Raw genomic sequence first — 15,036 nt, forward strand, 5'->3', positions numbered from 1 at the left:
CCGAAGAGCAGCGGCGCCGGCTGGACGGGGCACCGGCGATCGAGCGTGGCGAGCATCCCCGACGGGCGTACCCACTGCCGTGACCGCTCCCCGTCCGGGCGGGCGGTGGGGAAAACCGGTGGCCGGTCCGCCTCTGCGGGTGCCAGGATGCGGCCATGATCGATCCTCGGCTGACCGGCCGGGTGGCACTGGTCACCGGCGCGAACCAGGGCATCGGCGCGGCGGCCGCCATCGCGCTGGCCGCGTGCGGAGCGGCGGTGCTGCTCACCTACAAACGACTGGACCCGGCCGAGCACGTCGACGATCCGGCCTTCCCCGACGCCTACGGCAGGCTGCGGGCACAGAGCGCCGACGAGGTCGTGGCCCGGATCCGGGCCGGCGGCGGCCGGGCCGAGGCCATCGAGGCCGACCTGGCGGAGCCGGACGTCGCGAGCCTGCTGTTCGACCGGGCACAGGCGGCCTTCGGGCCGGTGGAGATCCTGATCAACAACGCCAGTGGCTGGCTGGCCGACACCTTCCTGCCCAACGCGCGCGACCGCTTCGGGCGCGCGCTGCGCCCCGTCGACGCCGACTCCCATGACCGGCAGTTCGCGGTGGACGTGCGCGCCCCGGCCCTGCTGATCGCCGAGTTCGCCCGCCGCCACGTAGGGCGCGGCGCCACCTGGGGCCGGATCATCGGTCTCACCTCCGGAAGCTCCGGCGGCTTCCCCGAGGAGGTCTCGTACGGCGCGGCCAAGGCGGCCCAGGAGAACTACACGATGTCCGCCGCCGCCGAACTCGGTCGCCACGGCGTCACCGCGAACATGGTCCACCCACCCGCCACCGACACCGGCTGGATCACCCCGGTCGTCGAGGAGGCGGTCCGCGCGAACAGCCCGCTGCGGCACGTCGGCTGGCCGGAGGAGGTCGCCGAGGTCATCGTCTTCCTGGCCTCGCACCAGGCCCGTTACATCACCGGGCAGCTCATCCGCATGTCCTGAGCGCGCCCTCACCGGTCAGCCCTCTCGCGGTCGGGTCCGGTACCCGGTTCGGGTTTCAGAGAGCGTGCTGGGCATGTCCTTCCCCGGCGCGGGGACCAACGAAAAATGATCACCTTGGATCGGATCTTCTCGCAGGATCAAGCGCTGTTCATGACCGTGGCCCGGTCCGGTCTTCGGCTCGGAGCACACCGGCGATCAGGACGAGTATCGCGATGGCCCCGTAAAGCGGGAGCACGAGCCAGATTCCCGGCGACCCCGGAGAGGGACAGTAGGGGGAAAAGAAGGCGATGGTCGAGAGTGCGTAGTAAGCGGCTGTCACGAGCGCTCCGCCCGCCCCCGTCCAAGCCAGAAGCCGGCGCCTCCGGCGTGGTGATCGCCATGCGGCCACCGCCGACACCACCAGGAGGAGGGGAAGAAATGCAGCCATGGCGCCGAAGCCCAGGCCGAGCACATCGCGAACGGTGTACCCGCCTTCGGTGTTCAGATAGGCGCAGACACTGATCTCCGAATCCACCTGTAACGACGCCCAGTGAGGAAGAACCGACAGGAGGACGGCGCTCATCCAGCACAACAACGCACGGTACTTCACCAGGACTTCACACACAGTGGGAGATCGGGAACTCGGCGATCTGTTGGACGACGTGGTTCCAGGCAGGGCTCATCAGGTCATGAAGGGTGGCCCGCGGGCAGTGCCAGTGATCCACAAGTCAGCCTTTAGTGCCTCTGCCTAGAGTGATCGTCGGCCACCGGGTCCGGCATCGACGGCCGACCGAGTCGAGTCACGCCGGTGATCTCGGGAAGAGGAGTCATGATGGGGGACAAGAAGCTCCCAAGGGCCGCTGTACTGCGGATCAACAAGTGCTTGCGAAACGAATCAGACGTGCTCGATCTGAGCGGTATACCCCTAGAAGTGTTGCCTGGGCAACTGCGTGAACTGACCCACCTGCGAGAGCTCCGCCTGAACCTCACCAGAATCCCTGAGGGGCTGAGCGACCTCACCGCCCTCACCCATCTCCGCCTGGATGGTGAGCTGACCAGCCTCCCAGACTCGCTGGGCAACCTCACCACCCTCACCTCGCTCGACCTGTACGGCAACCAGCTGACCGAGGTCCCTGAGTGGCTGGGCAACCTCACCGCCCTCAGAAGCCTCTACCTGCAAGGGAATCAGCTTGCCGGCCTCCCTGACTCGCTGGGCAATCTCACCGCCCTCACCGAGCTCATCTTGAGCAAGAACCGGCTGACCGAGGTCCCTGACTCACTGGGCAACCTCACCGCCCTCCAACGCCTCTACTTGGGAATCAACCGGCTGACCAGCCTCCCCGACTCGCTGGGCAACCTCACCGCCCTCACTTCGCTCGTCCTGGAAAACAACCAGCTGACCGAGGTCCCTGACTCACTGGGCAACCTCACCGCCCTCCAGCACCTCTTCCTGCGGTACAACCGGCTGACCAGCCTTCCCGACTCGCTGGGCAATCTCACCGCCCTCAGAAGCCTCTACCTGCAAGGGAATCAGCTTGCCTGTCTCCCTGACTCGCTGAGCAATCTCACCGCCCTCACCTGGTTCCACCTGGAGAGCAACCTGCTGACCAGCCTTCCCAAACCGCTGCGCCGTCGCGCCAAGACTCCGCGGTAGCACCGTTCCCGGCCAACCTCAACCATTGACGAGCCCGTCCTGACAGCCTCTGGGAAGAGAACCACCGGCTGACCCGTCGGATCTTTCACGGGCGGTAGTGCGGCCCCCGCGCAGTGGCCGATGGTCGGATACGGCGGGCCCTGAGTCCCGCCGCCGTCCGGGACCCGCCCCCAGGCCGCATGCCCGGACGGCCGGCGGGCGCCGCCTTGACTACTGGCTCAACGACGTTGCCCGTCACTCGCTCCTGCTGCTGTACGGCCTTCCGCTGGGTGGATGCGGACTTCGGAGGGGCACGTCAACATCCGCCACCGGCTCATCCGGGTGGGCACGGAGCCACACCACAGGCCGGTGAAGACCAGGGCGGGAAATCGCTCACTGCCTCTCCTCGGTGTCGTACGCGAAGCGTTGGAGATCCAGCGGGGCGGGCAGAAGATCCGCGAAGAGGAGGCGGGCAAGAACTGGGTGGACACCGGACTCGTGTTCACCACCAAGTCGGGGCGGCCAATCGAGCCGCGTAACCTCACCCGGTCCTTCGCCCGGATCGTGGCGGCGAACAAGCTGCGGACGATCCGCGTTCACGACCTGCGGTACACCCCACGTCGCTGCTCAAGAAGCTGGGGGTCGCGCCGCGTGACGCGATGTAGATCTACACGCATGGGAACGGTGAGAGCCACCAGGACGCCATCAAAAAAGGTAAACGGACTGTTCGAATGAGGCCGTTGCAGTACCCGTTGCAGCAAAAAGCCCCGAAGCTTGGCCGCTTCGGGGTGTTTATCGATGTGGGGCTACCAGGACTTGAACCTGGGACCTCTTCCTTATCAGGCAAGGCGGATGAGGGCGGGGCCATAGGTTATACCCGCTCCCACCTGCGCATACGGTCCACAGTGATCCACCGACGTCCAGCCTCGTCCGTGGTCGTTGTCACTCAGTTGGTCACTCAGGGACTTCGCGATTCAGCCGATGTACGGCGAGGCCGCCCCGTCGAGAAAGTGCCCGATCCGGAGTCGCTGGGTGTCGTGCATCGACAACGTGTCGATCTCTTCCCTGCTGATCCAGCGGACGTCGGTCGACTCGTCGCTGATCGCGAGTGCTCCGCCGATGACGCGGGCTGTGAGGCAGACGTTGAACTGGCGGCGTACCTCTCCGTCGCTGTAGGCGATGATGTGCCGGGCATCGGTGTAGAGGCCGACCATGCCGGTCACCTCGACGTCGTAGCCGGTCTCCTCCTTCACCTCCCGTACGGCGGCCTGAGGCACCGACTCGGTGAGATCCATCCCGCCTCCGGGTAGCGCCCACAGCCCGTTGTCGGTGCGCCTTTGCATGAGGATGCGTCCCCGGTCGTCGACGACCACAGCGGACACCCCCACGACCAGGCTGTTCGGCTCGGGAGCGTCGGGGTCGTCGTAGTACTCGGTACGGGCCACTTACTGCTCCTCGCCAGGGAGTCGGGACTGTTTCCACACGGCTTCGAAGCTGGTGGCGTAGGTGTCGAACAGCCCTTCCTCACGCATGTGGCGCAGGTGGTAGACCGGTGCGCCGTAGGCGTTCATGCCGAAGACGTGCGCGTTGACGATCATGCGGTCATCGCCCACGAACAGGGAGTTGTAGAGCGTGGTGTCGTGCACGCGCAGCTCGACGTTCGACGACTCCGCCAGGGGCCGGTAGTGCATGAGCGCCACCCGGCACCGTGACTCGATGCCGTGCCCGAACAACTCCTCAGCTCCCCGGCCCCGGATGACGGGCGAGTCGGCGTCACCGAGAAGGATGCGCACCCGACAGCCCTCCCGCGCCTTCGACGCAAGAAGATCCTTGAGGTTCGGCCACGACTCATGCAGGAAGTTCGCGGCGTAGACCAGGATGCCGATGCGCTGCTCCGCGCGCTCGAACAGGGTCCGCCACATGTCGAGGGGGGCGGAGGCGCGGGTGGGATAGGCGGCGATCAGTTCACCACTCCCTCGATGACGTCGCCGCCCCTGCTCGATCGCGGGCCACAGGTGGGCAAGGTCTTCCCGAAGCACGATCGCGGCTCGGTGGGCGATGCCGGGGTGTGGTGTGCGGCCGGTGTTGACCCATCGTTCGGCGGTCTTGGGATCGACTCCCACCGCCTCGGCCAGTTGCTGGACACTGATGCCCGCGTTGAACAACGCGGACCGTAGGCGCTCGTTGGGTGCCATGGGACGTTTATACGCCTCCCAAGACGTCCCGTCACCGTCCGCAAACGAAGTTTCCCGTCCCGGCGCTGGTCAGCATGCTTAGGGACGTATCAAGCCTCAAAAAACGTCCCGTCACCACAGGGCGGGCATGAGGTGCGACCACCCGTTCCACCGCCTCGTCACGACCATCCGAGACCTCCCGGAGAAGCGATGACCCGCAACGCAGTGATCACAAAAGCCGCCCGTTCCTCTCACGCGGCCGAACAGCTCCGCGCCGCTCTCGATGGTCTCGGGATAGCCTCCGACGTTCACCAGGGACACGGTGCGGCCTTGCTGAGTGTGTGGGTGGACCTGCTCGTCTGGTCTGACGGCTTCCGCTTCATGTGGTGGAACGGGGAGTACTCCGCGCGGACGGGCCGCAGGAAGTACGCGGCGTACCCGGTGGACAACCCTGCGACGGCCGCTCGCCGAATCGCCGCCCGCTACGCCGATCTCCGCACGACGCACCCCGCGCCTCCACTGAGAGCGCCAAAGGCAGGGGCGGCGCCGTTGTGATGGTGCTTGAGACGTGCGTGAGCCCGCACCTGGGCATGGCGCAACGTGATCACGTCCGGCTCGACTGGCACAAGCCGCACCACACATTGGAGCGGGTGCGGCCGGTGGCGTGGACCTGCGTGTGCCGTGCCACGGTCTATGAACTGTGCGAGGGCGGCGGGCGGGCGTTCATCCGACGCACCACGCAACTCGACAGCGGCCACCAGGTGGACGAGAGTCACCGCTGGTCGATCGCTGAGGCTCGGGCGACCTGGACAGCGCTGTTGTCCGGGAAGGCCCGGTAGAGACGGGCGTGGCGGCGTGTGCTTCGGAGGGACGGCGTCGCCACGCCTGCCAGGGGCCACCATGCACGGCTCCTGGCCCATTCCTCCCCCGCCCCCGATAGCTGCCAGATCGTGTGTCCCGACCGAGGGGTCAACTCCGTCTTCGCGTGTCCGTCCGCCCCGACGTGCACAGCAACCCTCACCCAACAGGTACAGACGGAGTTGACGCCGACCGAGGGACACGAACACTCCGGCAGCGGGGGCGGGGGAGTCACGGCCCGCAACCCTGAAAACTGTTCAGCGGGAGCGGAGACGGCCGGCGCAATGCCGAAGGCACCCCGAAGGGGCCGCGAAGCGGTTGGGCCGGCGGTCGCAGCGGCAGGCGGCAGCGCGCACCAGGGGCGGCGAGTGCGTTCGGTGCGGCGGGCGGCGGGGTCCGGCCGTTCGCGCCGGGCGGGCGCGGGACGGGACCGGCCCCCAGGCCGCATGCCCGATCCCGATGTCCGTCCGGTGCGGGCGGGCGTGCCGCGCCGTGCGGCGGCGCGGAGCGCTGCCGTCTTGAACCAGTAAAGAAACTCTGAGCCAATCCCCGACTACGTGGCATTTCTCGGACAGGAAGCGAGGCATCATGACCACACGGCGCAGCCGGGGAGACGGCGGCCTGCACTGGGACGAGACCCGCGAACGCTGGATCGCCTCGGTGACCGTCGGCTACACCCCTGCCGGAAAGCGCATCGTCAAGAAGGCCAGCGGCAAGAGCAAGACCGAAGCCAAGGCCAAGCTCAAAGAGATCATCCGCGACTACGACGACGGCCTGACTACAGCCGCGCACAACTACACCGTGGGCGACGCCGTACGCGACTGGCTGGAGTTCGGGCTCAACGGGCGGGAAGCCTCCACGATCACGAACCGTCGCATCCTGGCGGAGCAGCATGTGATTCCCGCACTGGGTGCTCGCAAGCTCCGTGAGCTGTCCGCCGACGATGTGGACCGGTGGCTGGCAGCCAAGTCGAAGATCCTGAGCACGGAGACCCTGCGTAAGATCCACTCGGTTCTCAAGCGGTCCATCGCCCGTGCTCAGGCACGCGACAAGGTCAAGCGCAACGTGGTGATGCTGTGCGAGATCCCCAAGGGGCAGGAGGGACGTCCCTCGAAGTCGCTGACGCTCGACCAGGCGGCGTCGGTGCTCAAAGCGGCCGAGGGGGCGATCCTGTACGCCTATGTCGTGGTGTCGCTTCTCATCGGAGCCAGAACTGAGGAGTTACGGGCTCTCACCTGGGCGCATGTTGACCTGAACGGCCAGCCGGACGCCGATCCCCCGATACCTCCGTCGATCATGGTGTGGCGTTCGGTGCGAGCCGGGGGAGACACCAAGACCGAGAAGTCCCGGAGAACCCTCGCTCTCCCCAGGCTGTGCGTGGACGCGCTGCGCGGGCACCGTGAGCGGCAGGCGCTCGCACGGGAGAAGGCGGGGGATCTGTGGCAGGAGAACGATCTCGTCTTCGCGAGCAGACACGGGACCGAACTGGACGCGGCCAATGTCCGCCGGGCCTTCCGGGTGATCCTCAAGAGAACCGATCTCAACGAGGACGAGTGGACGCCTCGGGAGATGCGGCACAGCTTCGTCTCGCTACTCTCCGACTCCGGCATGGCCCTGGAGAACATCTCCCGCCTGGTCGGCCACAAGGGGACCGTGGTGACGGAGAAGGTCTACCGCAAGCAGCTCCGGCCTGTGCTGCTCGATGGGGCCGAGGCGATGGACATGATCTTCCCCATTGAGGTCAAGGGAGCGTAGTCACTCACTTGGTCACCCGGAAGATCAAAAAAGGCCACTTCCCTGCTGGGAAATGGCCTCTGAGCTGGGTGGGGCTACCAGGACTTGAACCTGGGACCTCTTCCTTATCAGGGAAGCGCTCTAACCGTCTGAGCTATAGCCCCTCAGCGCGCACGAACGGCCCCGCACCCGCTTCGCGGAGGCGAACCCGTCCGTTCGAACTGGGAAAAGCTTACCCTGTTCCGGCACCTGCTTGCGCCATGTCCCCGACCGCGGAAGGACGGGGACATGACTCAAGATCGGTTACTCGGCCTCGCTGAAAGTGACCTCCACGCCTCCGACCAGGTCGGAGGCGACGTTGTAGATCACCGCACCGAGGGTGGAGAGTGCGGTGATCAGCACGACGTTCACCGCGCCGATCAGGGCGGTGTAGCCCAGGATGCGGACCGGCTCGAACCAGGAGGCGACGTCGACGCCACTGGTGGCCTTGCCGTCGGCGGTCGTCAGCTGGTTGACCGTCTGGATGATGTTGTCGAACACCCCCAGCCCCGACAGCACCATGTAGAGCACCGCGACCGCGATGAACAGCACCACGAAGCAGACCAGTGACACCACGAAGCTGAACTTCATGGCCGACCACGGCTCGACCCTGCGCAGCACCAGGTGCGCCTTACGGGGCGATCTGGGAGCGGGGATGTCCGAGGACTTCCTGCCAGGCGCGTCCAGCGGCGGTTGGGGCGACGACAGGCTTCCGGGCGACCAGGGCTGCTGCCCCGCCGGTGGACGGTTCTGCTGCCCCGCCGCCGGCGGAGGCGATGAGGGTGACTGTAACGGCGGCGCGGATGGAGGTGGAGATCCTGGACGGATCCGCACCGTGGTCTCGGCCTGCTTGCCATCCTCTGTGGTCGTCACTTTTTTCCTGCCCTTGGGGTCGTCGGCTACCGATTCATCGGTTTCCGGCGCGGGCGCGCTACCGTTAACCGGTGACGAGGCCGCCTCGACGTCTTTCGTTTCAGCGGTCTTGTCTATTTTCTCCGTCACCTGGTCGCGTGTCGACGAGGAGGCGGGGCGCGAGCCCGGCTCGCCCTGAGAACTCACGGGTTATCTCCTTCCCCGTTCCCCTCGGTCTCCACCGGTACCTCGGCGTTTTCCTCGGTCTCCAACGACTCCGCGTTGCGGGCCAGAGCCACGACGCTGTCCCCCTCTGCGAGATTCATCAGTCGAACCCCCATCGTCTGGCGGCCCGACTGCTTGATCTCCCCGGCGCTCGTCCGGATAACCCCTCCGGCGGACGTGATCGCGAAAACCTCGTCCTCGGGCCTGACCATGACCGCGCCAACCAGCTTGCCACGGGCACTAACGATCTTGGCGGTCAGGACGCCCTTTCCACCCCTTCCCTGGATCGGGTACTGATCCACGGGGGTGCGCTTGGCGTATCCGCCCTCGGTGGCGATGAGCACGTTGTCACCGTCGGCGATCCGGTTCATCGCCAGGAGCTCGTCGCCCTCAAGGAAGCGCATGCCGATCACACCGCTGGTCGCCCTGCCCATCGGGCGCATGGCCTCGTCGGAGGCCGTGAAGCGGATGGACTGGGCGCCACGGGAGACGAGCAGGAGGTCGTCCTCCTCCGACACGAGCCTGGCGGCGATCACCTCGTCATCTTCGCGCAGGTTGATCGCGATGAGGCCACCCGTGCGCGGCGAGTCGTACTCGGACAGGCGCGTCTTCTTCACCAGGCCGCTGCGGGTGGCCAGCACGAGGTAGGGGGCGACGTCGTAGTCACGCAGGTCCAGGACCTCCATGACGACCTCGTCCGGCTGCATGGCCAGCAGGTTCGCCAGGTGCTGCCCGCGCGCGTCGCGGCCCGAGTCGGGGAGCTCGTACGCCTTGACCCGGTAGACGCGGCCCTTGTTCGTGAAGAACAGCAGCCAGTGGTGTGTCGTGGTGACGAAGAAGTGGTCGACGATGTCGTCCTGGCGCAGCTGCGCACCCCGCACACCCTTGCCGCCGCGCTTCTGCGCCCGGTAAAGATCTGTGTTGGTTCGCTTGGCGTAGCCACCGCGGGTGATCGTGACGACCATGTCCTCCTCGGCGAGGAGGTCTTCGATGGACATGTCGCCCTCGTAGGCGATGATCTCGGTCCTGCGCTCGTCGCCGTACCGCGCGGTGAGCTCGGAGAGCTCGTCCTGGACGATCGTGCGCTGCCGCTCGGGCGAGGCGAGGATCGCCTGGTACTCGGTGATCTGCGCCATCAGCGCGTCGTACTCGTCGGTGATCTGCTGGCGCTCCAGAGCGGCCAGCTTGCGCAGCTGCATGTCGAGGATGGCCTGCGCCTGGATCTCGTCGATCTCCAGAAGCGTCATCAGGCCGCCCTGCGCGGCGGACGCCGAGGGCGACCGCCGGATCAGCGCGATGACCTCGTCCATCCGGTCGAGTGCCTTGAGCAGCGCGCGCAGGATGTGCGCCCGCTCCTCGGCCTTGCGCAGCAGGTAGCGGGTCCGGCGGACCACGACCTCGATCTGGTGGGCCACGTAGTAGCGGACGAACTGGTCGAGCCTGAGCGTGCGCGGCACGCCGTCGACCAGGGCCAGCATGTTGGCGCCGAAGGTGGTCTGCAGCTGGGTGTGCTTGTAGAGGTTGTTCAGCACGACCTTGGCGACCGCGTCGCGCTTGAGCACGATCACCAGGCGCTGGCCGACGCGCGAGGAGCTCTCGTCGCGGACGTCGGCGATGCCGGTGATCCGGCCGTCCTTCACCGACTCGGCGATGGTCAGCGCGAGGTTGTCCGGGTTGACCTGGTAGGGCAGCTCGGTGACGACCAGGCACTGGCGGCCCTTGGCGTCCTCCTCGACCTCGACGACCGCCCGCATGGTGATCGAACCGCGGCCGGTCCGGTAGGCGTCGTCGATGCCGCGCCGGCCGACGATCAGCGCTCCGGTGGGGAAGTCGGGGCCCTTGACCCGGGCGATCAGTGCTTCGAGGAGCTCCTCGTCCGTCGCCTCGGGGTTCTGCAGGGACCAGACGATGCCCGAGGCCACCTCCCGCAGGTTGTGCGGCGGGATGTTGGTGGCCATGCCGACCGCGATGCCCGCCGACCCGTTGACCAGCAGGTTGGGGAAGCGCGAGGGCAGGACCGTCGGCTCCTGGGAGCGCCCGTCGTAGTTGGGGATGAGATCGACGGTGTCCTTGTCGATGTCGCGCAGCATCTCCATGGCGATGGGCGCGAGCTTGCACTCGGTGTAACGCATCGCCGCGGGCGGGTCGTTGCCCGGCGAGCCGAAGTTGCCCTGCCCGTCGACCAGCGTGTAGCGCAGCGCCCAGTGCTGGGCCATCCGCACCACGGTGGCGTAGATCGACGCGTCGCCGTGCGGGTGGTAGGAGCCCATGACGTCACCGACGACGCGGGAGCACTTGAAATAACCGCGGTCGGGCCGGTAGCCGCCGTCGTACATGGCGTACAGCACCCGGCGGTGCACCGGCTTCATGCCGTCGCGGACGTCCGGCAGCGCGCGCGAGACGATGACCGACATCGCGTAGTCCATGTAGCTGCGCTGCATCTCGGACTGGATGTCGACCGGCTCGACGCGGTCTACCGGAGGGCCGGGCGGAGTATTGACTTCCGTCACAGGTCAAGATCCTTTTCTGGTACGGCTACCGCTACACGTCGAGGAAACGGACGTCCCTGGCGTTCCTGATGATGAAGGAGCGGCGCGCCTCGACGTCCTCACCCATCAGCACGCTGAACAGCTCGTCGGCCTGGGCTGCGTCGTCGAGGGTGACCTGCAGGAGCAGGCGGGTGTCGGGGTTCATGGTCGTGTCCCAGAGCTGGGCGGCGTTCATCTCGCCCAGACCCTTGAAGCGCTGCACGTTGTCACGGGGCCGGGGATCGGGCTTGCCCGCGTCGATGCCGGCCTGGATGACCGCGTCGCGCTCCCGGTCGGAGTAGGCGTAGGAGGCGTCGTCGCCCTTCCTGTCCCATTTGATCTTGTAGAGCGGCGGCTGGGAGAGGTAGACGTGCCCCGCCTCGATCAGCGGCCGCATGAAACGGAACAGCAGGGTCAGCAGCAGGGTCGTGATGTGCTGGCCGTCGACGTCGGCGTCCGCCATCAGGATGAGCTTGTGGTAGCGGAGCTTGGTGATGTCGAACTCGTCGTGCACACCGGTGCCCATGGCCGTGATCAGCGCCTGGACCTCCTGGTTCTGCAGGACCTTGTCGATCCGGGCCTTCTCCACGTTGAGGATCTTGCCGCGGATCGGGAGGATCGCCTGGAACTTGGAGTCGCGCCCGCCCTTGGCCGAGCCACCCGCCGAGTCACCCTCGACGATGTACAGCTCGCACTTCTCCGGATCGCTCCACTGGCAGTCGGCCAGCTTGCCCGGCAGACCGGAACCCGACTCCAGCAGCGACTTGCGCCGGGTCAGGTCACGGGCCTGACGAGCCGCGAGGCGGGCCCGGGAGGCCTGCAGGGACTTGGTGATGATGTCCTTGGCCTCGCCGGGGTTGCGCTCGAACCAGTCGCGCAGGTGGTCGTTGCAAGCCTTCTGGACGAACGACTTGGCCTCGGTGTTGCCCAGCTTGGTCTTGGTCTGGCCCTCGAACTGCGGGTCGGCCAGCTTCACCGAGATGATCGCGGTGAGGCCCTCACGGATGTCCTCACCGGCGAGGTTGTCGTCCTTGCCCTCCTTGAGGAACTTCTGCTCGCGCGCGTAGCGGTTGACGATGGACGTCAGCGCGGCACGGAAGCCCTCCTCGTGGGTGCCACCCTCGGCGGTGTTGATCGTGTTGGCGAAGGTGTAGACCGACTCGCTGTACGAGTTGTTCCACTGCATCGCGATCTCGACCGCGATGCCGTCGCCGTGCTCCTCGAAGTCGATCACCGAGACGTGGGCGGGGTCCTTCTTGGAGTTGAGGTGCTCGACGAAGTCGGACAGGCCGCCCTCGTAGTGGTAGGTGACCTCTTTGGCGCCTTCGCCGTCGGTGAAGTCGGGGCGTTCGTCCCTGATGGAGATCGTCAGGCCCTTGTTGAGGAAGGCCATCTCCTGGAAGCGGCGCGCGAGAGTCTCGAAGTGCCAGGTCGTGGTCTCGAAGATGGTCCCGTCGGCCCAGAAGGTGATCGAGGTGCCGGTCTCGCCGGTCTCCTCGCCCTTGATCAGGGAGGTGGTGGGCCGGGTGTCGACGTAGGTCTGCCGCCAGTGGTGGCCGTCGGTGCGGATCTCCACCTCAAGCCTGCTGGACAGCGCGTTGACGACGGAGACGCCCACGCCGTGCAGTCCTCCGGAGACCGCGTACGACTTGTCGTCGAACTTGCCGCCCGCGTGCAGCACGGTCAGCACGACCTCGACCGCGGGACGGTTCTCGCCGGGAACGTTGCCGACCGGGATGCCTCGGCCGTTGTCGACGACCCGCACGCCGTTGTCGGCGAGCAGGGTGACCTCGATCCGGTCTGCGTGCCCGGCCAGGGCCTCGTCGACGGAGTTGTCGACGACCTCGTAGACGAGATGATGGAGACCGCGCTCACCGGTGGAGCCGATGTACATACCGGGACGCTTACGGACCGCCTCAAGTCCTTCGAGAACAGTGATTGAGCTAGCGTCGTAGGACAAGTGCGAAATCCTCCTGCCGCGGACACGCGGCAGGGAGACAAACGTGTAGCCCCGCCGTGCCCGTCACCGTCGTGAATGCCCCGATGCGTCCACCCAGGGGAGCCGGCACACACGCCGGGGGTGACACGCAAACGGACGTGTCCGGAATTCGATTTCATTCTAGCGGCTCAGAGCACATCATGTGGCATTGACGGCCCCTGGAATGGCCTGTCGCGTGACGATCATCGTCTTGAACATCCCCCTACGGGGGCGGGGTTCGTCGCGCCAGAAAGGCTGCTGATCCGTTTCTGAGCGCCGAGTCAGCCGTATGTGTCGCCCGGGCCGCGGCTTCCGGTGACGCGCAGACCGCCGCTGGAGCGGGGGCCGTTCTGCGGTCCACGGACCTTGACCCTTTGCACCGTTCCGTCCCCTAGCTCCTCATTCAACCTTCTCACCAGGGTCCTTGCCAGCAGACGCACCTGGGTGGCCCAGGCGGTGGAGTCCGCGACGACCACGACCTCGCCCTCCGCGAAGGTCTCCGGCCTGGTGTGGGCCGCCATGTCCGGGCCGACGATCTCGTGCCAGCGGCCGAAGACCCCGCCGATCGCGGCGGGCTGCTGCCAGCCCCGGTCGGCGAGCAGGTCGGCGATGGCCCTGCCGAAGAGCTGGGGATCACCCGCGTCCCTGCGCGGCCCGGACGCCCTGCGGCGCGGCTCCCTGCGGGGGAGCTGCCCTCGCCTGGCGGCGTCCGACTTGGCCTGGGCCAGCTTCTCCCTGGCCATCGCCGCCCCCTTGGCGGCCGCGCTTCTCGCCGACCCGGGAGCCGCGGCGTCCGCCCCGCCACCGCTCGATCCAGGCTCTGCGTCATCGGGCACGGACCACGCCTCCCTCTGTCACGTCGAACCGGCCTCCGGCCAGCTCCTTCGGCACGTCGTCGGGGACCGCGGCGGTGATCAGCACCTGCTCGGCGGGGGCGACCATCTCGGCCAGGCGGCGCCGGCGCCTGTTGTCCAGCTCGGCGAAGACGTCGTCCAGGATCAGGACCGGGTCGCCGCCGTCGGCCCTGAGCAGGTCGTAGGCGGCCAGCCTGAGCGCCAGCGCGTACGACCACGACTCACCGTGGCTGGCGTAGCCGCGCGCGGGCAGCTCCCCCAGCCCGAGGAACAGGTCGTCGCGGTGCGGGCCGACCAGGGTGACGCCACGTTCGAGCTCGGCGGCGCGAACCTCCAGCAGGCCGGCCCGCAGCCGCTCCGCCAGCTCGGCGCGGTCGGTGCCGGCGTCCGCGGGCAGGGTGCCGCGGTACTCCAGCCTCGCGGGGGCGGAGTCGGGCGCGAGAGAGGCGTACGAGGCGGCGACCAGGGGGCGCAGCGTCTCGACCAGTTCCAGCCTGGCCGCGAGCAGCTCGGCACCGTGCGTGGCCAGGTGGGCGTCCCAGACCTCAAGGGTGCTCAGCGGGTCCCCCGCCCCGGCCTCGGCGAACGCCGCGTCGCTCTCGGCCCGCCGGGTGCTCCGGCCGCGCCCCCGCCGGGCCTGCGCGGCCGTACGCAGCAGGGCACCGCGCTGCTTGAGCACCCTGTCGTAGTCGGCGCGCACCCCCGCGAACCTGGGCGCCCTGGCCACCAGGAGATCGTCGAGGAACCGGCGCCGCTCGGAGGGGTCGCCCTTGACCATGGAGAGGTCCTCAGGAGCGAACAGGACGGTGCGCAGCAGGCCGACGACATCGCGCGTGCGGGAGACGGGCGAGCGGTTCAGCCTGGCCCTGTTGGCCCTGCCCGGGTTGATCTCCAGCTCGATCAGCGCGCGCCGGTCGTCGCGGACCACCACCGAGCGTACGATCGCCCGCGCCGCGCCCTGCCGGACCAGCGGCCCGTCGCCGGCGACCCGGTGGCTGGCCTGCGTCGCCACGTAACCCAGCGCCTCGACCAGGTTGGTCTTTCCCATGCCGTTGGGCCCGACGAAGGCCGTGACCCCCGGCTCCATGCCGAGATCGACGGTTTCGTAGGACCGGAAGTCGGTCAGGGAGAGATGGGCGACATGCACCCCAGGAAGATTAGTCGGCCCCGCCCATCACCGTGGCCTCCGGCGCCCGCACGGC

At 67.6% G+C, this 15,036-nt stretch carries 13 protein-coding genes and 1 tRNA gene; 5 read left to right on the top strand and 9 right to left on the bottom strand.

Features of this window, described 5'->3' with window-relative positions:
* Nucleotides 1-155 precede the first annotated feature (155 nt).
* Nucleotides 156-980: an SDR family oxidoreductase gene (locus ABZU75_RS17770; RefSeq protein ID WP_355555159.1), complete on the top strand. Its 825-nt coding sequence runs from the start codon at nucleotides 156-158 to the stop codon at nucleotides 978-980.
* A gap of 148 nt (nucleotides 981-1,128) precedes the next feature.
* Here the strand turns inward: ABZU75_RS17770 and ABZU75_RS17775 are convergent, their stop codons facing one another.
* A complete protein-coding gene (locus tag ABZU75_RS17775) occupies nucleotides 1,129-1,569 on the bottom strand; it encodes a hypothetical protein (RefSeq protein ID WP_355555161.1) in 441 nt (146 codons plus the stop codon).
* A 321-nt stretch (nucleotides 1,570-1,890) separates the two neighbouring features.
* Here ABZU75_RS17775 and ABZU75_RS17780 point away from each other — a divergent pair, with 321 nt between their 5' ends.
* A complete protein-coding gene (locus tag ABZU75_RS17780; protein WP_355555163.1) occupies nucleotides 1,891-2,613 on the top strand; it encodes a leucine-rich repeat domain-containing protein in 723 nt (240 codons plus the stop codon).
* Nucleotides 2,614-3,566: 953 nt separating this feature from the next.
* Here ABZU75_RS17780 and ABZU75_RS17785 read toward each other — a convergent pair.
* On the bottom strand, nucleotides 3,567-4,037 hold the full coding sequence (locus ABZU75_RS17785) for an NUDIX domain-containing protein (RefSeq protein ID WP_355555165.1): 471 nt from the start codon (nucleotides 4,035-4,037) through the stop codon (nucleotides 3,567-3,569).
* The gene (locus tag ABZU75_RS17790; RefSeq protein WP_355555167.1) at nucleotides 4,038-4,787 is read right to left on the bottom strand and encodes a DUF5919 domain-containing protein; all 750 of its coding nucleotides are present in this window, start codon (nucleotides 4,785-4,787) and stop codon (nucleotides 4,038-4,040) included. It abuts the gene before it with no gap.
* A gap of 189 nt (nucleotides 4,788-4,976) precedes the next feature.
* Between ABZU75_RS17790 and ABZU75_RS17795 the strand changes: the two genes are divergently transcribed.
* The 3 genes from ABZU75_RS17795 (at nucleotide 4,977) to ABZU75_RS17805 (ending at nucleotide 7,379) form a co-directional block, all read left to right on the top strand.
* A complete protein-coding gene (locus ABZU75_RS17795; RefSeq protein ID WP_355555169.1) occupies nucleotides 4,977-5,321 on the top strand; it encodes a hypothetical protein in 345 nt (114 codons plus the stop codon).
* Nucleotides 5,321-5,605 carry a hypothetical protein gene (locus tag ABZU75_RS17800; RefSeq protein ID WP_355555171.1) on the top strand — a complete coding sequence of 95 codons (285 nt, stop codon included), beginning with the start codon at nucleotides 5,321-5,323 and terminating at the stop codon, nucleotides 5,603-5,605. The genes ABZU75_RS17795 and ABZU75_RS17800 overlap by 1 nt, the downstream gene beginning before the upstream one ends.
* Before the next feature lie 607 nt (nucleotides 5,606-6,212).
* On the top strand, nucleotides 6,213-7,379 hold the full coding sequence (locus tag ABZU75_RS17805; protein WP_355555173.1) for a site-specific integrase: 1,167 nt from the start codon (nucleotides 6,213-6,215) through the stop codon (nucleotides 7,377-7,379).
* Between the two features lie 69 nt (nucleotides 7,380-7,448).
* Here ABZU75_RS17805 and ABZU75_RS17810 read toward each other — a convergent pair.
* From ABZU75_RS17810 to recF, 6 genes are all read right to left on the bottom strand, one after another.
* Nucleotides 7,449-7,522: transfer RNA gene (locus ABZU75_RS17810), tRNA-Ile, on the bottom strand.
* Between the two features lie 139 nt (nucleotides 7,523-7,661).
* Nucleotides 7,662-8,456 carry a DUF3566 domain-containing protein gene (locus tag ABZU75_RS17815; RefSeq protein WP_355555175.1) on the bottom strand — a complete coding sequence of 265 codons (795 nt, stop codon included), beginning with the start codon at nucleotides 8,454-8,456 and terminating at the stop codon, nucleotides 7,662-7,664.
* Nucleotides 8,453-10,984 carry a DNA gyrase subunit A gene (gyrA, locus tag ABZU75_RS17820; RefSeq protein ID WP_355555176.1) on the bottom strand — a complete coding sequence of 844 codons (2,532 nt, stop codon included), beginning with the start codon at nucleotides 10,982-10,984 and terminating at the stop codon, nucleotides 8,453-8,455. Before gyrA ends, ABZU75_RS17815 begins: the two co-directional genes overlap by 4 nt.
* 31 nt (nucleotides 10,985-11,015) lie before the next feature.
* Complete coding sequence (gene gyrB / locus ABZU75_RS17825; protein ID WP_355555178.1) at nucleotides 11,016-12,962, bottom strand: DNA topoisomerase (ATP-hydrolyzing) subunit B; 1,947 nt, start codon at nucleotides 12,960-12,962, stop codon at nucleotides 11,016-11,018.
* Between the two features lie 299 nt (nucleotides 12,963-13,261).
* On the bottom strand, nucleotides 13,262-13,816 hold the full coding sequence (locus ABZU75_RS17830; RefSeq protein WP_355555180.1) for a DciA family protein: 555 nt from the start codon (nucleotides 13,814-13,816) through the stop codon (nucleotides 13,262-13,264).
* On the bottom strand, nucleotides 13,806-14,981 hold the full coding sequence (recF, locus tag ABZU75_RS17835; protein WP_355555182.1) for a DNA replication/repair protein RecF: 1,176 nt from the start codon (nucleotides 14,979-14,981) through the stop codon (nucleotides 13,806-13,808). The genes ABZU75_RS17830 and recF overlap by 11 nt, the downstream gene beginning before the upstream one ends.
* Nucleotides 14,982-15,036 lie beyond the last annotated feature (55 nt).

Source organism: Streptosporangium sp. NPDC005286, from assembly GCF_040607515.1.
GTDB lineage: Bacteria > Actinomycetota > Actinomycetes > Streptosporangiales > Streptosporangiaceae > Streptosporangium.